Consider the following 21,941-nt stretch of genomic DNA (forward strand, 5'->3'; position numbering starts at 1 on the left):
CGGCTGTCGATCGTCAGATCACGCAGCCCACGGTCACCGGTTCCGGTTCGAGCCGCACCCCGAACGCGTCCTGCACGCCGTCGCGCACCTCCCGGGCGAGGGCCACCAGATCCGCGGTGGTCGCGGCGCCCCGGTTGGTGAGCGCGAGGGTGTGCTTGGTGGACAGCCGCACCGGTGCGTCGGGCCCCGGGAAGCCCTTGCCGAACCCGGCCCGCTCGATCAGCCAACCCGCGGAGAGCTTGGTGCCGCCGTCCGCGGGGAATCGCGGGATCCGCACGTCGGGCCCGACACGTTCCTCGACGACTGCGAGCACCCGGGACAACTCGTCGTCGGAGAGCACCGGGTTGGTGAAGAACGATCCGGCGCTCCAGGTGTCGAGGTCGCCCGGGTCGAGCACCATGCCCTTGCCGCGGCGCAACGCCAGCACCTGCTCGCGTACCTCCGCGGCCGGGCGCCGCTCCCCCTCCTCGGCGTGCAGGGCCGACGCCAGCTCCCGATAGCCGAGCGGTGCACTCGCCCCGTCCGGCCGCACGGCGAGGTCCACCTCGAGCACCAGCGCGTCGTCGGAATGCTTGAGGACGCTGGTGCGGTAGCCGAGTCCAAGCTCCCCGGGGCCGACCCACCGGACATCGCCGCTGGTGCGGTCGAGAAGCCGTACGGCGCGCAGGACCGATCCGACCTCCACCCCGTAGGCGCCGACGTTCTGCACCGGGGTCGCGCCGGTGGAGCCGGGGATCCCCGACAGGCACTCGAGCCCCCCGAGGCCGGACTTCACGGTGAGGGCGACGACGTCGTCCCACACCGCACCCGCCTCGGCGCGGACGGTGTCCTCGCCCGCTTCGATCCCGGTGGTCGCGATGCGCACGACCACGCCGTCGAACCCGGCGTCGCCGATCACCAGATTGGAGCCCCCCGCCAGGACCAGGGTGGGGACACGCGCCGCGTCGAGCAGGCTTACGACCTCGACGAGCGTGTCGGTGGTGGTGCACTCGACGAGCCACCGCGCCGGACCACCCAGCCGCAGCGTGGTCAGCGTCGACAGCGGCACGTGCTCGGACACGGCAGCGCCCGCCTCGACGAGTTGGGCCCCAATACGCGGATCAGACACCCGCAAACGGTAGCGTGCCGACCATGGGCAGCCGCATCGACCATTACTCGCACTACGCGTCCCCCGTCGCCACGGTGCACGCGGCGCTCGTCGACGAGAACTACTGGCGGACCCGCCTGGCGGAGATCGGCGGCCCGGGCGCGACGCTCGAGGACGTGCGCACCGGTGACGGGACGATCGACCTGCACATGACCCAGTCCATCCCGGCGGAGCACCTGCCGAGCTTCGTCACCAACTTCCATCCCGGAGACCTGGTGATCCATCGGCACGAGTCGTGGCAGCCGCTGACCGGGGACCGCGCGACGGGCCGCTTCTCCGCGCACGTGGACGGGCTGCCGGGCAAGGTGGACGGCACCTCAACGATGGCCCCGGACGGCTCCGGCACCATCGTGGAGATCGACGGCACTGCCGAGGTGCGGATCCCTTTTCTCGGCGGAAAGATCGAGGGCATCATCGTCGAGCAGATCGTCGAACTGTTCGACGTCGAGCGCACCTTCACCGCGCAGTGGTTGTCCGAACCCCACTGACGGCTGTCCGAACCCCACTGACGGCAGTCCGAACCCCACTGACGGCAGTCCCGAGCCGCACCGGCGGCTGTCCGCACTGCACCGACGTGCCGTTGCGGAGCCGTGACGATTTCCGTCGCTCGGTAACGAACCGGTAACCTCGGCTGTCATGGCACGGCGAATCGACTACTCCGCCCGCTATCCGTACAGCCCGGAGCAGGTGTACGAGGCGCTCTCGGACCGCACGCACTGGGAGGCGCGCATCGTGGAGATGCGCAAGTACTCCGAGAACCATCTCGCGGAGTTCGAAGTGTCGGACGACGGTATCGACCTGGTCCTGCACCACGTCCTGCCACGCACGGAACTGCCCGAGATCGCCCGGACGGTGATGAAGAAGGACATGGTCATCACCCGCAAGGAGACGTACACCCCCCTCGGCGACACGATCACCGGCAGCTACCAGGCCTCGGTCCCCGCGGGGCCCGGCAGCCTCACCGGCACGATGGAACTGTTCGCCTCCGACGGGGGCAGCACCCTGCGCACCACGTCGGAGGCCAAGGTCTTCCTGCCGTTCATCGGCGGCAAACTCGAACAGCTCATGCTCGTCAACCTCGTCGACCTGTTCCGCACCGAGGCGGAGATCACCGCCGACTGGCTCGCGCGCCGGTTCGGATAGTTCCCCAGTGCGCGTCCCGCGCCCGGAAGGTGTCGTCACCCGCGGCACCACGGGCATCAATCGCCTGCGCCGCAGCGACCGCTGGCTGATGCACCATCCCGACGTGGCCCGCGTTCTGCACTCGCGGGACGATGCGCTCGTCGTCGACCTCGGTTACGGCGCGATGCCGGTGACCACCCTCGAACTGGCCGCGCGGCTGCGCACGGTGCGTCGCAGGCTGCGGGTGGTGGGTCTCGAGATCGATCCCGAGCGGGTGGTGCCGGGCCGTGACGGCGTGGAGTTCGCCCGCGGGGGCTTCGAGCTGGCCGGGCTCCGGCCGGTGCTGATCCGCGCGTTCAACGTGCTGCGTCAGTACCCCGAGGAGGCGGTGGCGCCGGCGTGGGCTCGGCTGCGGGCCGGGCTCGCACCGGGCGGGCTGCTGCTCGACGGCACGTGCGACGAACTGGGTCGGCGGTGCGCCTGGGTGCTGCTCGACGAGCACGGACCGCGCACGCTCACCATGGCGTGGAGCCCGTTCCATTCGGCCACACCGTCGGACCTGGCCGAGCGTCTGCCGAAGGCGCTGATCCACCGCAACGTGCCGGGGGAACGGATCCACGAGCTGCTGCAGGCGGCGGATCGCGCCTGGGCGGCGGCGGCGCCGCACGCGGCGTTCGGACCGCGAATGCGCTGGCGCGCGACGCTGGAACTGTTGCGTGCCCAGGGGGTGCCGGCGGCACCACAACGCCGTCGACTGCGGGACTGTGTGCTGACCGTCCCGTGGGACTTCGTCGCCCCCGCGACGGCTCAGCCGGCGGCGAGCAGCGCCAGCTCGATGCGGTCCGCGACCGCCGCGGGCTGATCGACGACCGCGGCGTGCAGCTGCGCCGAGGTCACCCGTCCGATCGCGATCGCGTCGCCGACGAGTTCGTCGAGCACCTCCTGGGAGACTCCGCCCGCCGCCAGGTCGACGGCGGTCCGCGCGGGGGTCGTGATGCGGAAGCATCCGACCTGCTCACAGTCCTGCTCGCGCAGCTGCCGGTGGTGCAGGGCGAGCCGGTTGCTCGGCACCGTCCGCTGATCGGCCGTCGACAGATGCAGGAATCGGGGTTGCAGGTGGCCCATACCGTGCAGGTCGGCCGCGCTCTGGTGGGAGACCACTGCCGCGCCCTCGTACCAGGCGCACCACTGAGCGAACTCGTCGAACTTCGTGTGCGGGCTGTCGCCGAGCCGGAACAGATCCGTCTGGATCCGGATCCAGTGCCCGGCCGCGATCCGGCCGACGAAGTCGATGGTGGCGATGCCGTGGGCCACGGCCTGTCGCGTGGTGAAGAAGCCCGCCTGCGCGAGCGCGGTGTGTCGCAGGGCCTCGTCCGGATCCACCCGGCCGGAGGCGTCGTGTTCAGGTTCCGTCCAGCCCGTCATGCCGCCACAGTACCCGAACAACTGTGTCCCACCTCACACTTTCTCGTCCCGGCTGCGCATCTTCACAGACCTTCCTCAGAGTTCTTCGGGACAATCCGATCTCATGACGAACCGGAAGCGTGTCCCCTTCGCCACCATCGGCATCGTCCTCGCCGTCGTGCTGGTCGCGGTACTCGTGGGTGCCGAGGTGTACGCCCGCAACCGCGCCACCAATTGCCTCGCGCAGTCGTTCGAGAGCGAACTCGGCACGAACGTCGACGTGGACCTGGGATGGAAACCGGTGCTGCTCTCGCTCGTCGACAAGCAGGTCTCGTCCGTCACGCTCGACAGCGACGACACGGCGTTCGGCCCTGCCCAGGAGATGCAGGTACACGCCGTGGTTCGCGACGTGGACCTACGGGAGAGCGCCGACGGCGCCGGGACGATCGGCAGCTCGAGCGCGGAGGTCGTGTGGCCGTCGTCGGGCATTCTCGCGACCGTGCAGACGCTGCCGCTCGGCTCGCTGATCACCGACGTCACCCCGGACGCGAACGCGGGCACCCTCCGCTTCACCGTCGGCGGCGCCGGGCTGGCGGAACTGACCGTGCGGCCGGCGGCCCGGAACGGGACGATCGCGATCGAGACGGTGGACGCGTCGCTGTTCGGCATCGGGTTACCGACAGCGCTGGTCGACGGCATCGTCCAGATCCTCACCGAGAGCTTGCAGCAGTACCCGCTGGACATGCAGGCGACGTCCGTGGCGGTCACCGACTCCGGCATCGAGGTGACGCTCGAGGGCGGCGCCTACACGATGCCGGAGCCGCCGGCCCGTCAGCAGTCGCAGAACCAGCTCGACTGCTGAGGACGCGGCCCACTCACTCGGGCAGGTCGTCGAGTACCGCGCGGGTTCCGGACAGGCCGAGCCGGGTGGCGCCGGCCTCGATCATGGCCAGCGCCGCCTCGGCCGTGCGGATGCCGCCGCTGGCCTTGACGCCGAGCCGACCGCCCACGGTCTCGGCCATCAGCCGCACCGCGTGCACCGAGGCGCCCCCGGCGGGATGGAACCCGGTGGACGTCTTGACGAAGTTCGCGCCCGCCCGCTCGGCGCACCGACATACCTCCACGATCGCCTCGTCCGACAGCACGGCCGACTCGATGATGACCTTGAGGACGGGGTCGAACCCGATCGCCTCGCGCACGGTGAGGATGTCGGCGAGCACCGCGTTGTAGTCGCCGGCGACGGCCGCGCCGACATCGATGACCATGTCGATCTCGGCGGCCCCCTGATCCACGGCGAGTCTGGCCTCGGCGCCCTTGATCAGCGAATGGTGCTTGCCCGACGGGAACCCCGCGACGGTGGCGACGACGAGTCCGTCCGTCCGCAGCGGCAACATCGACGGCGACACGCACACCGACCAGACGCCGAGCTCGCGGGCCTCGTCGACGAGCGCACGCACGTCGGCGCCCGACGCCTCGGGCTTGAGCAGGGTGTGGTCGACGATCGCGGCGACCCGGGCACGGGTGAGGGTGGTCTCCGGCATGCCCGTCAGCTTTCCACAGCGATATCCGGTTGCCCGGGGCGGCGCCGGTGTCCACACTGCTGTCGTGATCGTCCGACGAGAACTCCCCGCCGACGTCCCCGCGATCGCCGACGTGCACCGCGCCGCGTTCGCGGCGCTCACCCCCACGGGCGCGGAACCGGTGGAGCCCGGTCTCGTCGAGGCGCTGCGCGCCGACCCGGCGTGGCTGCCCCGGCTCTCGCTCGTCGCAACGAGTGCCGAGCGTTCGGGTGCAGCTGGAGCCGAAGGCTCGGTCGTCGGGCACGTGTGTGTCACCCGGGCGACAGTCGACGGTGAGCCGGCGCTGGCGTTGGGTCCGATCGGTGTGCTGCCGGAGCTGCAGCGCTCCGGCGTCGGCGGTGCCCTGATGCACGCGGCGCTCGGTGCCGCGGACGCCCTCGACGAACCGCTCGTGGTGCTGCTCGGGCACCTGGACTACTACCCGCGCTTCGGGTTCGTCCCGGCCGCCGAGCTCGGGGTGGAACCCGACGTGCCCGACTGGGCGTCGCACCTGCAGGCCCGTGCGCTCACCGCCTACCGGCCGCAGCTACGTGGCGTCTTCCGCTACGCGCCCCCGTTCTACGACCTCGGTTGACGCGAGGGAGGTTTCCGCGCACTCCGCGGTTCGCCGCGAGATCCACCCGGTCGGCGCAACAATGAACCGGCTGGACTTCCGCCGGGCCTCCGCGGGTCCGACCGCGGATCCGAGAGAACCCGAGGAGGAGGCATGACCGACGACGAGACGGCACAGCTCGCGAGCACCTTCGACGACGCGAGCGGCGACTTCGGCCGGCTCACGCCGACGGTGTGGGGTCCGGCCGGGCAGGCGCTGGTCTTCCAGCTCGGGCCGGGTCCCGGTGCGACGGTGCTGGACGTGTGTTGCGGCGCCGGCGCCTCGGCGCTACCCGCCGCCGCGGCCGTGGGGCCGACGGGCCGGGTCCACGCGATCGACGTCGCCGACGACCTGCTCGAGCTCGGCCGGCTCGTCGCCGCCGAACGGGCGCTGCAGAACATCGACTTCGTGTGCGCCGACGCCACCACGTGGGAACCGCCCTCCACGGTCCCGGAAGCCGGATACGACGTGCTCGCCATCTCCTACGGGGTGTTCCTGCTGCCCCACATGGATGCCGCGTTCGATCGTCTGGTGGGCCTGGTGCGGCACGGCGGCCGGATCGGTGTGACCGTGTGGCGGGCCGGGGCGATGGAGGAGATCAGCGCGACGCTGTTCGACGTCGTCGGCCGGCGCAACCCGGCGGTGGCGGGCCGGCCGTCGCTGCGGGAGCGGACGCCGCTGCGGGCGATCGATCTGCCGCGCACCCTCGAGGCGTGGCTCGCGGCCGCCGGCACCCACTCGGTGGAGGTACGCACCCTGTCGAACCTGCTGCCCGCCACCGACGAGCTGTGCTGGGCGCTGGTGACCGGATCGGGCCTGCGGGCGGTCCTGGCCGGGCTCGACACCGACGCGGTCGCCGCGGTGCGCGCCGAATTCCTCGCGGCCGTCACCGAGCGCGGCATCCACACGATCGACGCGACGACCCTCGTCGGGACCGCCACGGTCCGGCGGCCCCCCGCGACGGTGTGACCGGTCGAATCGGACCGGGGTCCCACCTGAGAGACTGGACGGCATGACCTCCGCTGCCTCGTCCGACGACCGTCGGTATGTACTGTCACTGGGCTGCCCCGACGCCACCGGCATCGTCGCCCGCATCTCGACCTTCCTCGCGGACGTGGGCGGCTCGATCGTCGAAGCCGGCTATCACGCGGACCCCGACAGCGGTTGGTTCTTCACTCGGCAGGCCGTGCGCGCCTCGTCCATCCCGCTCGGCCTCGACGAACTGCGCGACCGATTCTCGGCCGTCGCGGCGGAACTGGGCCCGGAGACCGAATGGACGCTGCAGGACACCGGCGAGACCAAGCGGGTGGTGCTCCTCGTCAGCAAGGAAGGCCACTGTCTGCACGACATCCTCGGCCGGGTGGCCGCCGGGGAACTGAACGCGGAGATCTGCGCAGTCGTGGGGAACCATCCCGACCTCGAACGGGTGACCCGCCGGCACGGCATCGACTTCCACTACGTGTCCTTCCCGAAGGATCCGGAGCAGCGGGGGCCCGCGTTCGAGCAGGTGCGCAAGCTCGTCGACGTGCACGATCCGCACGCGGTCGTGCTGGCGCGGTTCATGCAGATCCTGCCGCCCGAGTTGTGCGAGCACTGGGCGGGCCGGGCGATCAACATCCACCACAGCTTTCTGCCGTCGTTCATCGGCGCACGCCCCTACCATCAGGCCTTCGCCCGCGGCGTGAAACTGATCGGCGCGACGTGCCACTACGTGACCCCCGAGCTGGACGCCGGCCCGATCATCGAGCAGGACGTGGTGCGCGTCGGTCATGCCGACACCGTCGGCGACATGGTGCGCCTCGGTCGTGACGTCGAGAAGCTGGTGCTGGCCCGCGGGCTGCGCTGGCACCTCGAGGACCGGGTGCTGGTGCACGGCAGCAAGACCGTCGTCTTCAGCTGACGGCTCGGAATCGGCCGGTCAGCCCACGGTGACGGTGCGGCTGTGCCAGCCGGTGGCGCCGTCGGGGATCGGCGGGCGGCGCTGCTCGTCCTGCACCCGGCCCTCCCCGTCGGTGGCACGCACCTCGAGGGTGTGCGTGCCGGGCGTCGCGTCCCATCGCCACGTCCACTGCCGCCACGTGTCGAGCGAGTACTCCTCGGCGAGTTCGGCGTCGTTCCAGGGGCCACCGTCGACGCGGACCTCGACGCGGTCGATGCCGCGTTGCTGCGCCCACGCGGTACCGGCGACGACCACGGGCCCGGATTCGAGCCGGCCGAAGGCGGCGGGGACGTCGATGCGTGAGGCGGTCCGGACGGGTGCCTGTTCCGCCCAGCCGCGCTGCGTCCAGTAGGCCTCGGCCCGGTCGAATCGGGTCAGTTCCCAGTCGACGACCCACTTGGTGGCGGAGACGTACCCGTACAGCCCGGGCACCACCTGCCGGGCGGGGTACCCGTGTTCGAACGGCAGCGGTTCGCCGTTCATCGCGACGGCGAGCAGGGCGTCGCGGCCGTCGAGGACGGCGTCGACGGGGGTGCCGCAGGTGAAGCCGTCGGCGCTGGTGGACAGGAGCATATCGGCGTCGGCCCGGACTCCGGCCCGGGCGAGCAGGTCGCTCATCCGGTATCCGATCCAGCGGGCGTTGCCGGCCAGGTTGCCGCCGACCTCGTTGGACACGCAGGTGAGGGTGAGGATCCGTTCGACGGGTTCGAACGCGGCCAGATCGTCCCAGGTGAGTGTCACTTCCCGCTCGACCATGCCGTGAATGCGCAGCTGCCAGTCCGCGGTGCGCAACCGCGGCACCTGCAGCGCGGTGTCGATGCGGTAGAACTCCGCCGGCGAGGTGAGGAAGGGGGTCGCCCCGGGGGCCGTCACCTCGGTGCCCGCCGGCACGGGTGCGGCGGCCCGGGCCGGTCGCGGGACCAGGAACCGGGCACGATCCTCGACGGCCCGCGCCAGCCGGTCGGTGAGGTGCCGGCCGGCGGCGCCGGCGGCCACGGCCACCGCGGCGGCGGTGCCGAGCACCGTGAGGAACCGGCGGCGCGGCCACGCCGCCGGGGTTGCCGTCCCGTCGTCGCGGACGCCGGATGCGGCGAGCAGCCGGACGGCGTACTGCAGCAGCACCGCGCCCGCGACGGCGCCGACGACGGTGGGCAGCGCAGCGACGGCGGTGGCACCCGGCCGGCTCAGTGCCGCGTATCCGCCGACGGCGGCCAGGACCGCGATGACGACGCCGCCGCGCGGTCGGCGGGGCTGTTCGAGCAGCCCCGCCGCCACGGCAAGCACCGCGAGGATCACCGACATGCCGATGAACAACGCCGGTTTGTCCGACGTTCCGAACGTGTCGATCGCGAACTCGCGGGCCCACGCGGGCGCCCGGTCCACAGTCGTGGCGCCGACGGCGTAGAACGGCGACGATGCCGGCCCGACCAGCGCCGCGAGCAGTTCGCCGACGCCGAGGACGACACCGAACGACACCAGTCCGGCGAGGGCACGCGCGGCGCGGTGGCCCGACACGGTCACGGGTCCTTCTCCAGTGGATGGCACACGGGGGGTTCGGTGCCGCGGCCGCCGCGGATGGGAGCGTCAGGCGGTTGCCTGCACGGGCTCCCGTTCGGCGAGGTACAGCAGTTCGTCGTCGAACGCGTCGATCGCCTCGACCGAGCTCATGTGCCCGATCCCGTCGAGGACGACGAAGTGCTCGAGGTGGCCGGCGGCCTCGAGGGCCTCGGCGAGCCGGTGCGCGTGCACCGGCGGCGTGAGGCGGTCCGCGGTGCCGACCAGCACGGTGGTCGGGACGGTGAGGTGCTCGAGGCCCGTTCGGATGTCGATCGCGCTGAGCGCCGCCCCCCAGTTGCCACGGGCCCGGGGGGTGCAGCCGAGCACGATCTTCTCGCAGAACTCCACCTCGGCGGGGCTCGAGCCGGGTGCGAGCGCGACGTACTTCAGCGCGCGGGTGGTCAGGGGGGAGGCGACGAGCGGCAGGGCGGCGCCGAGGACACGCCGCGCGACGGGCTCCGGCACTCGTCCCAGCCGGGGCGGCAGCAGCGCGGCCTCGGCGAGCAGGCTGTCGGTGCCGGTGCTCGCGAGCAGCACTCCGGACGCCTTCTCCCGCACCTGTTCGGGGTGGCGGCCGGCCCACGCGATGATGCTCATGCCGCCCATGCTGTGCCCGGCGAGGACTGCCCTGCGGCCGGTCGGCACCGTCGCCGCGAGGACCGCTGCGAGATCGTCGGCGAGGACATCGGGGCCGAAGGCCCGGGTACCGAGATCGCTGCGGCCGTGACCGCGCTGGTCGTAGGTGATCACCCGGTAGCGCCCGGCGAGTGCATTGATCTGCGGGATCCAGTAGTCGGCGTTGCACGTCCACCCGTGGCTGAGCACGATCGGGTCGGCGTCCGGATCGCCGTAGGCGCGGATGTGGAGGTGGGCACCGTCGTCGGTGGTGAGGTCGACGACGTCGGGGTCCAGCGTGGGCGGCGCGAGCAGCGCGTGCGGTGGCCGGTCGGCGGCGCGCACCACGGCGCGGCGACGGCGGGCGCGGTAGGCCACGAGTCCGGCGACGGCAGCAGCGCCGGCCACCCCGGCGATAACCAGCGTGGTCCTGCGGGACGGCTTCTTCACCTGTGTTGTTCTCCTGGTTGCTGGAACGACGGCCGTCGCGGGACGCGGCGGCCGAGGGACGGGTGCGCGATCACAGGACGTGGGCGCGGCGGAGCAGCAGAGTCGACGGTCCACCGATCAGGCCCACGTCGTCGAGGAACTCGATCGTCCGCCGGGTGCCCTCACGGAGCCGGTCGTGGTAGTGCGTGTTCGTCCGCACCGCCGCCGTGGCCGCGGCGACGTCGAGCCCCGCGGCGGCGTAGACGTCGTCGTGGACGAGGCTCGTGACGACGAAGTACGCGGAGATGCCCAACTGCAGCCGGACACGGGCGCGGTCGGTGCGGGACAGGTGGCGTGTGCGGCGGACTATCTCTTCGCGCGCGTAGCGGATGTGCCGGGACTCCTCGACGACGTGGATGCGGCTGACCGTGCGGGTGACGGGCTGGACCCGCTCGTCGCGCATGAAGTCGCGCTGCATCGCGTCGAGGATCTCTTCGGCGAACAGGGTTCCGCCGAATGCGAGCGCCCCACTCGCCGTGGCCTTGAACAGCCTGCCGCTCTCCCGGATCCAGCGCTTCGGCCGGTAGGACGGGATCCCGAAGTGCTGAGCCGCGCGCGCGAACATGATCGAGTGGCGGCACTCGTCGGCGATCTCGGTGAGCCCGAACTGGACGTAGGCGGTGGCGGGGTCGCGGCGGTAGAGGTCGCGTACGAGCATCTGCATCAGGATCATCTCGAACCAGATGCCGGTGCCGGCGATACTGGCCGCCTCGTGCTGGGTCAGGACGATCCGCTGCCGTTCGCTCATCGACTCCCACAGAGCGGTGCCGTAGAGGCTGCTCCATTCGGGGGTCATCCCGTACTTGTCGGCAGGGACGGGAGCGTCCCAGTCGATTTCGAGGGCCGGGTCGTAGGAGGAACGTGCGGCGGAGGCCAGCAGTCGTTCGGCGGTGTCCTCACGGTCGGCCGTGCGGACGGTCCGGGTGAGCGCCATCGTCGATCACCTCGTCTCGGTAATTACCCGTTACTCGAAGTGTCATCAACCTTTCGGCGCTTGTCAAGGCCTCCCGGCGGGAACTACCAGCGCGGCCGCTGCACCTCGTCCACCCGTGGTCGCACGTCGACGAGGTACACGCTCACGGCGATGACCGCGATGATTCCGAGCATCATGAAGGTGCCCCAGAAGACGACGATCACCAGCAGCGAGGCGGCAAGAATGCCGAGCCACACCGGCTTGGTGAGCTTGTCGACCGCGGGGAAGGCCTCGGCGGGTTGCCGCACGGCATGCAGCAGCGCGAAACCCGCCCCGGCGAGCGCGACGATCTGCAGAGCGAAGATGATCAGGGCGGCGAGAGAATCGACGTTGGGCACGTTCCCATGGTACGAGCAACGGCCCCCACGCGAAGGTCGCGTGGGGGCCGTCGGCGGTTCTACCGCCCGGTGGAGATCAGGCGCCGGTGGTCTTGCGCGGCGCTGCCTTCTTCGCGGGCGCCTTGGCCGGAGTCTTGGCGGCAGCCTTGGCCGGCGTCTTGGCGGCCGGGGTCTTCGGAGCCTCCGTCTTCGAAGCCTCGGTCTTCGGCGCAGCCGCCTTCTCTGCGGCTTCCTCGACCTTGGTGGCAGCCTCGTCGAGCTCGAGCGCGGCGGTCTCGACCCGGTCCGCGGCCTCCGCAGCCGCCTCCTGGGCCTGGCCACCGAGGTCGAGCACCCGCAGACCGGCCTCCTCGCCGGCCCCGGAGATGGCCTCGCCGACGTCGCCGGCGGTCTCCTCGATCCGGCCGGCGGCACGGCCCGCGAGCCGGGCGGCCTGTTCGCCCACGGCGCGGGTCTGGCGCGCGACGGTGCCCAGAGCCTCCTCGGTGAGCTCGACGGCGTCACCGAACGCAGCCTCCGCGCGGCCGATGCCCTCCTCCACGACCGGCTGCTTGCGCAGCCGTTCGATGGTCTCCTCGCCACGCTCGGCGAGCGCGGTGTAGATGTCGGAGGCCACCTTCAGGTAGGCCTCGGCCACCTTGCGCAGCTCCTCGGCGGTGAACTTCTCGCGCAGCTCGGCGAGATCCTCGGGCAGTTCGGCCGGCAGGCCGGCGAGCCGCTCGCGCAGGGACTCGACGTTCTCGGTCAGATCCTCCTGGAAATCGGCCAGGCGGCCCCGGGCACTGTCGACCCGGTCGCTGACGTCGGTCTGGGTGGTCTCGGCGCGACGGCGGGTACGGGCCACGATGTCCGCCACCGCCTGGACCACGGTGTCACCGGCACCGACGGCGGCATACAGCGGGGTGGCGAGGTTCTTCGGATCGGTCATGTCAGTTCTCCTGTCGATCAGGGTCGGTCGCGCCGTTCGGGGCAGCGGCCGCGGGTGCGGATACCTCGGGTACAGACACCTCGGGTGAGAGGTCCGCCCCGGAAGGGTGGGAACCGTTCTCGCGGCAGAACGATTCGTAGATGTCGAGCAGGACCTGCTTCTGCCGCTCGTTGAGTACGGCATCGGTCAGCAGCGCGTCGCGCACCGCGCTCTGCGGGCGTTGCTCCAGGATCCCGGCCCGGACGTAGAGGACCTCCGCGGACATCCGGAGCCCCTTGGCAATCTGCCCGAGCACCTCGGCCGAGGGCTTGCGCAGCCCTCGCTCGATCTGGCTCAGATAGGGATTGCTGACGCCGGCGAGCTGGGAGAGCTGGCGCAGAGACACCTGCGCCGCCTCGCGCTGCGAGCGGATGAAACTGCCGATGTCCTGCGCGGCAGTACTGACCACCCGCGTGGCGATCTCGGTGGCGCCGGACGCGTCGTCCTTGTCATCGTCCCCTCCGTCGGCGGGTTCACCCCGTTCCTTCGTGGACACATTTCCACTGTACCCACAAGTGCTAGCTGTAGCAAGCAGTCTGCTAGCAGGTGTGACACGTCACGCGAACAGCAGATTCGACAGGGTGTAGATGGCCAGACCGGCGAGCGACCCGACCACCGTGCCGTTGATCCGGATGAACTGCAGATCGCGTCCCACCTGGAGCTCGATCTTGCGGCTCGCCTCCTCCGCGTCCCAGCGCTCCACCGTCTCCCGGATGACCGCGGTGATCTCGTCGGCGTAGTTGGCCGCGATGTACCGGGCCCCGTCGAGCAGCCAGCGGTCGAACTTGCCGCGCAGCTCGTGGTCCTCCATCAGCCGCACACCGAAGTGGATGACGTTCTCGGTGACCTTCGTGCGCAGCGTGCTGTGCGGGTCGTCGACCGACTCGAGGATCATCCGCTTGGCCGCGCGCCACGTCGCGGAGGCCAGCTGGGTGACCTCCTCGCGGCCCATGATCTCCGCCTTGACCTTCTCCGCCTTGGCGATGGTGACCGGATCGTGCTGCAGGTCCCGCGCGTACTCGGCGAGGAACCGGTTCGCGGCCACGCGCACCTCGTGGTCGGGATTGGACCGCACCTTCCAGGTGAACTCCACCAGCTCGCGGTGGATCCGCTCGCCGAGCAGCAGGTCCACGAACTTCGGCGACCACGACGGCGAGTCGCGGCTGATGATGCGGTCGATCGTCTCCTGGCTGCCGAGGGCCCACTGATGAGCCCGCTCGGCCAGCATGTCGATCAGCGGCAGTTGCCGGTTCTCGGCGAGCAGCTCGGACAGCACCCGGCCGATGGGCGGCCCCCATTCCGGCTCGGCGATGCGCTTGACGATGGTGTTGTCGATGATCTGCTGGATGTCTTCCTCGCGCAGGACCGTCACGAGTCCCCGCAGCACCGTCGACGTCTCCTGCGCGATCCGTTCGGCGTGTTCGGGCTCCGCCATCCAGGTCCCCAGGCGCAGCGGGATCCGGGCGTTCTCGACCTTCGCCGACACCACCTCGGGGGCGAGGAAGTTGGAGCCGACGAACGAACTCAGGCTCGCCCCGAGCTGATCCTTCTTCCGCTTGATGATGGCCGTGTGCGGAACGGGGATACCCAGCGGATGCCGGAACAGCGCGGTGACCGCGAACCAGTCCGCGAGCGCGCCGACCATCCCGGCCTCGGAGGCGGCGCGCACGTACCCCACCCATTCGCCGGCGCCGCGCGTCTCCTGCCAGCGGCAGAACAAGTAGATAGCGGTCGCCGCGAGCAGAAAGCCGGTGGCGACCGCCTTCATCCGGCGCAGGTCTCTGCGCTTGGCGTCATCGTCGATGCTCATCAACTGCACCTCCGCCATTGTGCCGAAGACACCTCCGCCGTTGTGCCGAAGCCGTGCCCGGCTGTGCCGAAGCCGTGCCCGGCTGTGTCGAAGCCGTGCCCGGCGAGGGCGGCACGCGGCGGAAACGGACGTGGCGTCCCGATCGGGACGTCCACACGGCCGGTCGCGCGCCCCCCTCTAAACTGGACGGACGATCGAGCGAACGGATGTGCCACCCAGTGCCGAACCACCGAGTTCCCCAGCCCCCGTCCCCGACCGACACGCCGGTCCCGACGACCGCCGCGCCGACCAAACAGGACGGCCGCAAGCGTCGCTGGCACGAACACAAGATCGCCCGCCGCGAGGAACTCGTCGACGGCACGATCAAGGCGATCCGGACCCGCGGGCGCGACGTCGGGATGGACGAGATCGCCGCCGAGATCGGCGTCTCCAAGACCGTTCTCTACCGGTACTTCACCGACAAGAACGACCTGACCACGGCGACGATGCTGCGGTACGTGGAGACGATCCTGGCGCCGCGCATCTACGCGGCGGTGGCAGAGGACCTCGACGAGTACGACCTGACCCGGGTCGCGATCGCCACCTACGTCGAGACCGTCGCCTCCGATCCCGAGGTGTATCTGTACGTGATGACCAACAGCGCCGCGGCGGGGCGCGACGTCGTGGCCGACTCGGAGCGGATGATCGCCGAACTCGTCGCGACGGTGATCGGTGAGCGGCTGCGGCACCTGGAGATGGACTCGGGCGGTTCCGTGCCGTGGGCGTACGCGATCGTGGGCGCGATCCAGCTCGCCACCCACTGGTGGATTTCCAACAAGTCGATGTCGGCGGAGGACCTGACCGACTACCTCACGATGATGACCTGGGGCGGAATCTCCGGAATCGCGGCCGTCGGCGGCTCGCCGGCCCGCTTCAAGAGCCGGCCGCACCCGCTGCTTCCGGACGCCGGCACATCGTGACTCAGTTTGCGTGACCCTGTTTATGTAACTGGCGTTTACATGTAAAGTCGCGGGCATGTCCGACCCACACGACGACGAACCCGACGGCTACCGCGGCCCCGCCGAGGTCACCGTCGGCGAGCGGCACGCCACCACGGACGTGCAGCTGTCCGGGGCATTCGACCCCATCAGCGGCCGCTACCGCTGGCGGGGCCGCCTCCGCGGACTCGCGGCAGCCCTCCCGGGCACCGACCTCTCCCCCGGCACCGACGTCCGCCTCGCGGTGCCCGGACCCGACGGCCCCGTCCCGGCGGCCGCCCGGATCACCGAGACGGACCTGTGGGGCAGCCACATGGTCGACGGGATCTCGGCTCCGCCCTACCCCACCCGCCCGGACGACACCGAGCTCGAACTCGGCTGATCCGGCCACGGGATGTGGCACGCTCGGCAGATGACCGTCAAGAGCACCGACCCGTGGCAGGCGCCGGCCGTCGAGGTGCTCCGCGCCCACCCCGGGATCAGGGTCGCCGAGATCGAGACCAACGCAACCCCGGGTTTCACCGGCGACAAGGCCACCGGTGAACGGCTCATCGAGGAACGCGGGGCGGTGCTCTCGCGCCTGCAGGAGATGCTGTTCGCCAACGGACGTTGGGGGGACCGCCGGTCGATCCTGCTGATCCTGCAGGGCATGGACACCGCCGGCAAGGGCGGCATGGTCCGCAACGTCATCGGTCACGTGGATCCGCAGGGCGTCGACCATACGTCGTTCGGCGTGCCCACCCCCGAGGAGAAGCGCCACCACTACCTGTGGCGTATCAACAAGGCGCTGCCGCGGGCGGGGCAACTCGGGGTGTTCGACCGCTCGCACTACGAGGACGTGCTCGTCGTGCGGGTCCGCAACCTCGTACCCGAGAGCGTGTGGAGCACCCGGTACGACGAGATCAACCAGTTCGAGCGTGAACTCGTCGACAGCGGGACCACGCTGATCAAGGTGGCGATGTTCGTCTCGCTCGACGAACAGAAGCGGCGCCTGGCCGAACGGCTCGAGCGGCCGGACAAGCACTGGAAGTACAACCCCGGCGACGTCTCCGAACGCAAACTGTGGCCCGCCTACCAGGAGGCGTACCAGGCGATGCTGGACAGGACGTCGACGGAGCACGCCCCGTGGTACGTCGTGCCCTGCGACCGCAAGTGGTACAGCCGCATCGCCGTCATGGAACTGCTCATCGACGCGTTCGAGCGCCTCGACCTGGACTGGCCGTCGGTCGAGTTCGATGTGGAACTCGAGAAGCGGCGCCTGGCCGAGGCGTGAGACGGCGGAGCCGTCAGAACAGGTGCGGCGTCTCGCGATGCAGACGATGGTCGTGATGGACGGTACTGCCGATCATCGCGATCGCCGACGCGACCGCGAGGACGCACACTATCCCTGCGACGAGCGCCCACCCGCCGTTGCCGGACCCCGCGGCGTAGAGGAAACCCGCGAGACTCACGATCGAGACCAACGCGAGCATGTAGCCGGTCCATGCGACGAACAGATTGAGCTTCATGACCGCCCTCCTTTCCTCGGAGCGACGTTGTCCCTGGTGGAGCCGACAGTACCCGTACAGTGACGCAGGTCACAAGAGGGCGGCGGTGCGCCCGGGAGGTTTGACGAGCGCCGCACGGGGCATGCCGAGAGGGTGCAGCCCACAGCGGTTCCGAACGAGGACTGGAACAAGCGGGTCCGGCACGAGACGCCCGTGCAGCGGCTGGACCGGAACTGGTCGAGTCTGCTGCAGGAGCTGCGCGTCGTGCAGACCGGCGTCCAGCTCCTCACCGGCTTCCTGCTCACTCTGCCGTTCCAGAGCCGATTCGACGAGCTCACCGGCTTCCAGCGCGGCGTCTATCTCGTCACCGTGCTGGCGTCGATCACGGCCACCATCCTGCTCGTCGCCCCGGTGGGCATGCACCGCCTGCTCTTCCGGCAGCGCCGCCTCCCGGAACTGGTGGTCACGGCGCACCGCTTCGCCATGGCAGGTCTGCTCCTGCTCGGTGTCGCGATGGCCGGCGTCGTCGTGCTGGTCGTCGGGCTGGTGGTCGGCACCGCCGCCGGCATCGCCGGGGGCATCGTCACGGTCGTGCTGTTCCTGACCCTGTGGGTGGTCTACCCCTGGCGATACCGGCGCTGACCCCCCGGCTCAGCCCGGCAGCGTCTCACCCCCGATGGGGGCGAGCACTTCGCCGCTGTAGTACGACGACATCGTCTCGGAGGCGAAGAACACATACGAGGGTGCGATCTCGTCGGGCTGCGCCGCCCGGCCGAACGGGGCCTGCTGCCCGAACGTCGCGACCTTCTCCGCATCCATGGTCGCCGGGATCAACGGCGTCCACACCGGTCCCGGTGCGACGCAGTTGATGCGGATTCCCCGGTCCTGGAACGACTGCGCCAGCGAGTACGTCAGCGCGAGCACCGCGCCCTTGGTCGCCGAGTAGTCGATCAGCGACTTGTTGCCCCGCAGGCCGTTGATGGAGGCGGTGTTGATCACGGCGGAACCACGCGGCAGGTGGGCGAGCGCCGCCTTCGTCACGTGGAAATAGCTGTCGATGTTCACGGCGAACGTCCGCCGCCACTGGGCGTCGTCGAGTTCGGTGAGGTCGTCCACCGGCTCCTGATACGCGACGTTGTTGACCAGCAGATCGAGGCCGCCGAGCGCCGCCGCCGACTCGGCGACGACTGCGCGGCAGTGGTCTGCCGCGGCGAGATCTCCCGGGAGCAGATGGCACCGACGACCCGCACGCCGCACCAGTTCCGCGGTGTGCTCGGCGTCGTCGTGCTCGTCGAGGTAGGCGATCGCGACGTCGGCGCCCTCCTTCGCGAAGGCCACCGCCACCGCGCGCCCGATCCCGGAGTCACCGCCGGTGATCAGCGCCTTGCGGCCGGCGAGCAGGTCGCGGCCGCGATAGTTCCGCATCTCGTCGCGGGGTTGCTCGGCCATGTCGGCCGTCTCACCGGGATAGTCGATCGTGTGCGGCGGACGCTCGACGTCCTCGCCGCCGGACACCGTCCCGTTCTCCGTGTCGCTGTTGTCACCGTCGCCTTTTTCACCGTTCATGTCCGGGCGGATACCCGCGCGGACCCACCCCACACCCGGCGTTTCGCACGAATCGGGTCCGGGTATCCGCGCACATGCCTGCGAATTCTGCGACCGCCGTGCTGCAGTCCGCCGCCCTCCCCCGGGCTCGGGGGCCTGTCTCCCAGCAGGTGATCGAACGGCTCTCGCGTCCCGCCGACACCGACACCTGGCCGGTCGAGGTGGCCGGCACCGATCCCTACGGCGAGGATGCCCAGCTGGCTCTGGCGGTGTTGTACGAACTGTCCTACCACGGGTTCGACGGGGTCGACCCCGGCTGGGAATGGGCGCCGGGCCCGCTGGCCGTCCGAGCCGGTCTCGAACGGCTCTTCCTGGACCGGCTGCGCGCCGACGTACCGTCGGGCGACGATCCCCAGCGAGTGTTCGACGACCTGTGCCGCGAACCCGAGGACGCGTGGGGCGTGTCCCATCACATCCGCGACCACGGCACGTGGGAGCAGGTGCGCGAGTTCTTCGTCCACCGGTCCGTCTACCACCTCAAGGAGGCCGACCCCCACTCGTTCGCCATCCCGCGGCTCACCGGCCGAGCGAAGGCGGCGCTGGTGGCAGTGGAGTTCGACGAATTCGGCGGCGGCCGGGCCGAGCGCATGCACTCGGTCCTCTACTCGGACCTGCTCGCCGCGGCCGGTCTCGACACGGGATACCTGGCCTATCTGGACCGGGTGCCCGCGGAGACGCTCGCCACGGTGAACTTCATGTCGCTGTGCGGTCTGCACCGCGCGCACACCCCGAAGCTCGTGGGCCTGTTCGCCTCCGCCGAGATCACCTCCTCGCCGATGGCCCGCCGGATGGCCCGCGGTCTCGAACGCCTGGGCGCACCGGACGCGTGCATCCACTTCTACACCGAGCACATCGAGGCGGACGCGGTGCACGAGCAGGTCCTCCGCTACGACGTGGCGGGTGATCTCGTGGAGCGCGATCCGCGCTGCGCCGGGGACGTCGCGTTCGGTGCAGAGGCGATGGAATACCTCGAGGGCCGGCTCGCCGCGTACCTGCTCGAGCGGTGGCAGAACGACGAGCCGACCCTGCTCGGCACCGGAGCCGTCTGACCGTCCCCCGGCTGATCCGGCCCGGCACCCGACCTCTCGGGTGCCGGGCCGTCGTCGTTCAGTCCTCCCGGCCCGAATCCTCCTCGTCGATCAGGTGCACGGCCGCTTCCTCGGCGGACGCGGCGCCTCCGTCGATTCCCACGTCCGTCCCGAACAACTCGGCGTCCTGGTCCTCGGCGGTGCCCTCGTCCGGCGCGACGAGGCGTCCGGCGCGGGCCCGGCCGGCCTCGGCGACGGAGCTGCGGAACTCGCTCTCGCCCTCGTCCTCCGGCTCGGGCTCCTCCTCACGCAGGCGCTCGTCCAGGGTCTCGTGGCGGTCAAGGCCGACGGGCCGTTCCATCGGCGAGAATCCCTCGTCGAGGACGTCGTCGACGCCGCGGTCGATCAGGGAGTCCTCCGGCTGCAACTGGTCCTCGTCGTCGACGCTGTACTCACCGGGGACGCTGTCCCCGGGGTTCTCCGAAGTAGGCATGCCCCAGACAATGCCACCGGTACCGTCGGCGCGCCACGAATCCACGGGAAGTGCCCACCGTCGACCGATGAGAGGTTCGCGAGGTTTCGGCACGGCCGATGCGGGTATCCCCTCGGCAAGGCCCGGAGGCGACCGGCAACGGGCACCGACAGCGAGGTGACACTCATGATCATTCTGGGTTTGATTCTGCTCGTGGTGGGTTTCCTCACCAACATCTCGATCCTGTGGACGCTCGGGATCATTCTCCTGGTGGTGGGCGCAATCCTGGCAATCCTCGGAGCAACGGGCCGGGCTGTCGGCGGCCGGAAGTACTGGTATTGATGCGTGATGTGTGACGGCGCGTAGACGCGTTGCGGGGCGGGCGGTTCCTCAGGAACCGCCCGCCCCGCTGTGTGCCTATCGTGCTCCGGCCGAAGGGGCCGGACTCAGCGCGGATCGCGCCGGGGACGACGATGACCGGTGTCGCACAGCGGGTACCGCTCGCTGCGACGGCACCGGCAGATCGCGACGACGAACCGGTCCGACTCCACCTCCTCGCCGTCCTCGGCGACGATGCGAACCGGGCCCTCCACCAGGGCCGGACCGCCGCGGACGAGCCGGACGACCCTCGGATCCTCCCCCGCTAGGCCCTCCACCCGCAGTCCCGGGCACAGGCCGGGCACAACGATGCCCCCGGGGGACGTGTCCCGGGGGCTGCCACCCGTGGCTACCTCACGGGCTGTGTGTTCGATCGGCACGGATCACCACCACTTCCTCGGTGTCGACTCCTGCGGGCAGCTCGTACCGCGTCCGCAGATATCCGGTGCGGCTGCGCATCACGGGCCCGAACGGGACCCGGCGACGGGCGACGACGGAGGCCTTGAGACCGCCGTCGCGCAACCGGACGAGCGTCTCGTCCACCCCCGAGAACTCGGAATGCACGACGAGTGCGAAACCGCCGGGGGACAACAGGTTCGGCAGCCCGGCGCACAGGGGGTCCAGCACCGCCCGGCCGTCGGCACCGGCATCCCAGCGGGCATCGCCGGAATCGGCGTCGTGCGGGACGTAGGGCGGATTGGACAGCACCACGTCGAACGGGCCGTGCCGGCCGGCCTCGTCCAGTCCACCGCGCACGACCCGGATCGGAAGCTTCCGTGATCTCGCATTGAGACGCGCCGCGAGGACCGCACGGGGCGCGATGTCCAGTGCGGTCACGGACCCGGCGCCGGACATCGCCGCCGATACTGCGATGAAGCCTGTGCCGGTGCAGAAGTCGAGCACCTTGGCGCCGGGGGGTGCCGCCGCACGGTCCAGTGCTCCGGCGAGCAGATGCGAATCCTCCTGCGGGCGGTACACACCGGGCAGTCGCCACACCCTCCTGGGCGCCGGCACGTTACCGGACCCCGGCTGCGACGGCACGGCCCCCGTGGGTGGACCGGGCGAGGGACACGGTGAGTTCCGGGCGAGACGTCGTTGTCATACGTGGGAGTACCCCCCGGAACGGCCACCCGAAACCTGGTGGGGACGGAAGGCGGCGGCGCCGCCGCGTCGCGACACCGCGGCCCCGTCCGGACGAGTGCGGGAGGCCGCTGACCGCACCGAACCCGGCCGCCCGGCGGCCGGCGCCGCGGTCAGCGAACCGAGCATGAACGACAACCCCGCCGCCACGGCGAGTCCCGCCCCGACGCCCGTGAGTGCGGAAGCGGAGAGCACACCCACACCCACGGCGGCGATCACGCAGATTCCGGCAGCGAGTGCGGCGACTCCACCTTCCACCTCACGCAGCGCCTGCGGCACGAGCGACGGGCCGTGCACCTGCCGGATCGGTGTTCCCACTGG

General features: G+C 70.7%; 29 protein-coding genes. 13 read left to right on the forward strand and 16 right to left on the reverse strand.

Features of this window, described 5'->3' with window-relative positions:
* Positions 1-13: 13 nt before the first annotated feature.
* Complete coding sequence (locus tag AC2IPW_RS18300; RefSeq protein ID WP_486377028.1) at positions 14-1,060, reverse strand: UDP-N-acetylmuramate dehydrogenase; 1,047 nt, start codon at positions 1,058-1,060, stop codon at positions 14-16.
* Between the two features lie 71 nt (positions 1,061-1,131).
* On the opposite strand from AC2IPW_RS18300, the gene AC2IPW_RS18305 reads away from it, so the two are divergent.
* The 3 genes from AC2IPW_RS18305 to AC2IPW_RS18315 all read left to right on the forward strand — a co-directional run bounded on the left by AC2IPW_RS18305 (position 1,132) and on the right by AC2IPW_RS18315 (position 3,131).
* Positions 1,132-1,635: a DUF2505 domain-containing protein gene (locus tag AC2IPW_RS18305; protein ID WP_003937519.1), complete on the forward strand. Its 504-nt coding sequence runs from the start codon at positions 1,132-1,134 to the stop codon at positions 1,633-1,635.
* A 148-nt stretch (positions 1,636-1,783) separates the two neighbouring features.
* The gene (locus tag AC2IPW_RS18310; RefSeq protein WP_003937518.1) at positions 1,784-2,290 is read left to right on the forward strand and encodes a DUF2505 domain-containing protein; all 507 of its coding nucleotides are present in this window, start codon (positions 1,784-1,786) and stop codon (positions 2,288-2,290) included.
* A gap of 7 nt (positions 2,291-2,297) precedes the next feature.
* Complete coding sequence (locus tag AC2IPW_RS18315; protein ID WP_407040995.1) at positions 2,298-3,131, forward strand: class I SAM-dependent methyltransferase; 834 nt, start codon at positions 2,298-2,300, stop codon at positions 3,129-3,131.
* Here the strand turns inward: AC2IPW_RS18315 and AC2IPW_RS18320 are convergent.
* Positions 3,077-3,694, reverse strand: coding sequence for a type IV toxin-antitoxin system AbiEi family antitoxin domain-containing protein (locus tag AC2IPW_RS18320; RefSeq protein ID WP_054374879.1), 618 nt, complete (start codon positions 3,692-3,694; stop codon positions 3,077-3,079). The two genes, AC2IPW_RS18315 and AC2IPW_RS18320, sit on opposite strands and share 55 nt — an antisense overlap.
* A gap of 103 nt (positions 3,695-3,797) precedes the next feature.
* On the opposite strand from AC2IPW_RS18320, the gene AC2IPW_RS18325 reads away from it, so the two are divergent.
* Positions 3,798-4,535, forward strand: coding sequence for an LmeA family phospholipid-binding protein (locus AC2IPW_RS18325; RefSeq protein ID WP_486375332.1), 738 nt, complete (start codon positions 3,798-3,800; stop codon positions 4,533-4,535).
* 13 nt (positions 4,536-4,548) lie between these two features.
* On the opposite strand, the gene deoC is transcribed toward AC2IPW_RS18325, so the two are convergent.
* Positions 4,549-5,214 carry a deoxyribose-phosphate aldolase gene (gene deoC, locus AC2IPW_RS18330; protein WP_003937514.1) on the reverse strand — a complete coding sequence of 222 codons (666 nt, stop codon included), beginning with the start codon at positions 5,212-5,214 and terminating at the stop codon, positions 4,549-4,551.
* Positions 5,215-5,278: 64 nt separating this feature from the next.
* Here deoC and AC2IPW_RS18335 point away from each other — a divergent pair, with 64 nt between their 5' ends.
* The 3 genes from AC2IPW_RS18335 (at position 5,279) to purU (ending at position 7,745) form a co-directional block, all read left to right on the forward strand.
* Positions 5,279-5,827 carry a GNAT family N-acetyltransferase gene (locus AC2IPW_RS18335; protein ID WP_486375333.1) on the forward strand — a complete coding sequence of 183 codons (549 nt, stop codon included), beginning with the start codon at positions 5,279-5,281 and terminating at the stop codon, positions 5,825-5,827.
* A 132-nt stretch (positions 5,828-5,959) separates the two neighbouring features.
* Entirely contained in the window at positions 5,960-6,814 is an 855-nt protein-coding gene (locus AC2IPW_RS18340; protein ID WP_450121720.1) for a class I SAM-dependent methyltransferase, read from the forward strand.
* Between the two features lie 43 nt (positions 6,815-6,857).
* The gene (gene purU / locus AC2IPW_RS18345; protein ID WP_003937511.1) at positions 6,858-7,745 is read left to right on the forward strand and encodes a formyltetrahydrofolate deformylase; all 888 of its coding nucleotides are present in this window, start codon (positions 6,858-6,860) and stop codon (positions 7,743-7,745) included.
* 18 nt (positions 7,746-7,763) lie between these two features.
* On the opposite strand, the gene AC2IPW_RS18350 is transcribed toward purU, so the two are convergent.
* From AC2IPW_RS18350 to AC2IPW_RS18380, 7 genes are all read right to left on the reverse strand, one after another.
* Positions 7,764-9,305 (reverse strand): molybdopterin-dependent oxidoreductase, encoded by a 1,542-nt coding sequence (locus AC2IPW_RS18350; protein ID WP_486375334.1) that lies wholly within the window; start codon positions 9,303-9,305, stop codon positions 7,764-7,766.
* 63 nt (positions 9,306-9,368) lie between these two features.
* Positions 9,369-10,406, reverse strand: coding sequence for an alpha/beta fold hydrolase (locus AC2IPW_RS18355; protein WP_486375335.1), 1,038 nt, complete (start codon positions 10,404-10,406; stop codon positions 9,369-9,371).
* A gap of 70 nt (positions 10,407-10,476) precedes the next feature.
* Entirely contained in the window at positions 10,477-11,379 is a 903-nt protein-coding gene (locus tag AC2IPW_RS18360; protein WP_486375336.1) for an AurF N-oxygenase family protein, read from the reverse strand.
* Positions 11,380-11,462: 83 nt separating this feature from the next.
* Positions 11,463-11,756 carry a DUF2516 family protein gene (locus tag AC2IPW_RS18365; RefSeq protein WP_003937507.1) on the reverse strand — a complete coding sequence of 98 codons (294 nt, stop codon included), beginning with the start codon at positions 11,754-11,756 and terminating at the stop codon, positions 11,463-11,465.
* A 76-nt stretch (positions 11,757-11,832) separates the two neighbouring features.
* On the reverse strand, positions 11,833-12,684 hold the full coding sequence (locus AC2IPW_RS18370) for a heparin-binding hemagglutinin (protein ID WP_486375337.1): 852 nt from the start codon (positions 12,682-12,684) through the stop codon (positions 11,833-11,835).
* A 1-nt stretch (position 12,685) separates the two neighbouring features.
* Positions 12,686-13,219, reverse strand: a complete 534-nt coding sequence (locus AC2IPW_RS18375) for a helix-turn-helix domain-containing protein (protein ID WP_289381823.1) — start codon at positions 13,217-13,219, stop codon at positions 12,686-12,688.
* A 60-nt stretch (positions 13,220-13,279) separates the two neighbouring features.
* Positions 13,280-14,533, reverse strand: coding sequence for a DUF445 domain-containing protein (locus AC2IPW_RS18380; protein ID WP_235157420.1), 1,254 nt, complete (start codon positions 14,531-14,533; stop codon positions 13,280-13,282).
* A gap of 218 nt (positions 14,534-14,751) precedes the next feature.
* On the opposite strand from AC2IPW_RS18380, the gene AC2IPW_RS18385 reads away from it, so the two are divergent.
* From AC2IPW_RS18385 to AC2IPW_RS18395, 3 genes are read left to right on the forward strand one after another with little or no spacing between them, the layout of a single operon-like run.
* Positions 14,752-15,492, forward strand: a complete 741-nt coding sequence (locus AC2IPW_RS18385) for a TetR/AcrR family transcriptional regulator (RefSeq protein WP_003937503.1) — start codon at positions 14,752-14,754, stop codon at positions 15,490-15,492.
* A 55-nt stretch (positions 15,493-15,547) separates the two neighbouring features.
* On the forward strand, positions 15,548-15,892 hold the full coding sequence (locus AC2IPW_RS18390; protein WP_486375338.1) for a DUF4873 domain-containing protein: 345 nt from the start codon (positions 15,548-15,550) through the stop codon (positions 15,890-15,892).
* A 30-nt stretch (positions 15,893-15,922) separates the two neighbouring features.
* Positions 15,923-16,783, forward strand: coding sequence for a PPK2 family polyphosphate kinase (locus tag AC2IPW_RS18395; RefSeq protein WP_054374892.1), 861 nt, complete (start codon positions 15,923-15,925; stop codon positions 16,781-16,783).
* 13 nt (positions 16,784-16,796) lie between these two features.
* On the opposite strand, the gene AC2IPW_RS18400 is transcribed toward AC2IPW_RS18395, so the two are convergent.
* Positions 16,797-17,018 (reverse strand): hypothetical protein, encoded by a 222-nt coding sequence (locus AC2IPW_RS18400; protein WP_003937500.1) that lies wholly within the window; start codon positions 17,016-17,018, stop codon positions 16,797-16,799.
* Positions 17,019-17,150: 132 nt separating this feature from the next.
* On the opposite strand from AC2IPW_RS18400, the gene AC2IPW_RS18405 reads away from it, so the two are divergent.
* Entirely contained in the window at positions 17,151-17,639 is a 489-nt protein-coding gene (locus AC2IPW_RS18405) for a DUF6328 family protein (RefSeq protein ID WP_003937499.1), read from the forward strand.
* 9 nt (positions 17,640-17,648) lie between these two features.
* Here AC2IPW_RS18405 and AC2IPW_RS18410 read toward each other — a convergent pair whose 3' ends face one another.
* Positions 17,649-18,446, reverse strand: a complete 798-nt coding sequence (locus tag AC2IPW_RS18410; protein ID WP_054374893.1) for an SDR family oxidoreductase — start codon at positions 18,444-18,446, stop codon at positions 17,649-17,651.
* A gap of 191 nt (positions 18,447-18,637) precedes the next feature.
* On the opposite strand from AC2IPW_RS18410, the gene AC2IPW_RS18415 reads away from it, so the two are divergent.
* Entirely contained in the window at positions 18,638-19,651 is a 1,014-nt protein-coding gene (locus AC2IPW_RS18415; RefSeq protein ID WP_010592141.1) for an iron-containing redox enzyme family protein, read from the forward strand.
* A gap of 58 nt (positions 19,652-19,709) precedes the next feature.
* On the opposite strand, the gene AC2IPW_RS18420 is transcribed toward AC2IPW_RS18415, so the two are convergent.
* On the reverse strand, positions 19,710-20,123 hold the full coding sequence (locus tag AC2IPW_RS18420; RefSeq protein ID WP_289382045.1) for a DUF5709 domain-containing protein: 414 nt from the start codon (positions 20,121-20,123) through the stop codon (positions 19,710-19,712).
* 165 nt (positions 20,124-20,288) lie between these two features.
* Between AC2IPW_RS18420 and AC2IPW_RS18425 the strand changes: the two genes are divergently transcribed.
* Positions 20,289-20,444 (forward strand): DUF6131 family protein, encoded by a 156-nt coding sequence (locus AC2IPW_RS18425; protein ID WP_003937495.1) that lies wholly within the window; start codon positions 20,289-20,291, stop codon positions 20,442-20,444.
* Between the two features lie 104 nt (positions 20,445-20,548).
* Here AC2IPW_RS18425 and AC2IPW_RS18430 read toward each other — a convergent pair whose 3' ends face one another.
* From AC2IPW_RS18430 to AC2IPW_RS18440, 3 genes are all read right to left on the reverse strand, one after another.
* Entirely contained in the window at positions 20,549-20,758 is a 210-nt protein-coding gene (locus AC2IPW_RS18430; RefSeq protein WP_486375339.1) for a CDGSH iron-sulfur domain-containing protein, read from the reverse strand.
* Between the two features lie 76 nt (positions 20,759-20,834).
* On the reverse strand, positions 20,835-21,476 hold the full coding sequence (locus AC2IPW_RS18435) for a HemK2/MTQ2 family protein methyltransferase (RefSeq protein WP_486377029.1): 642 nt from the start codon (positions 21,474-21,476) through the stop codon (positions 20,835-20,837).
* A gap of 102 nt (positions 21,477-21,578) precedes the next feature.
* On the reverse strand, positions 21,579-21,938 hold the full coding sequence (locus AC2IPW_RS18440) for a hypothetical protein (RefSeq protein ID WP_486375340.1): 360 nt from the start codon (positions 21,936-21,938) through the stop codon (positions 21,579-21,581).
* Positions 21,939-21,941: the final 3 nt, after the last annotated feature.

The organism is Rhodococcus sp. NS-SX18 (assembly GCF_057367935.1).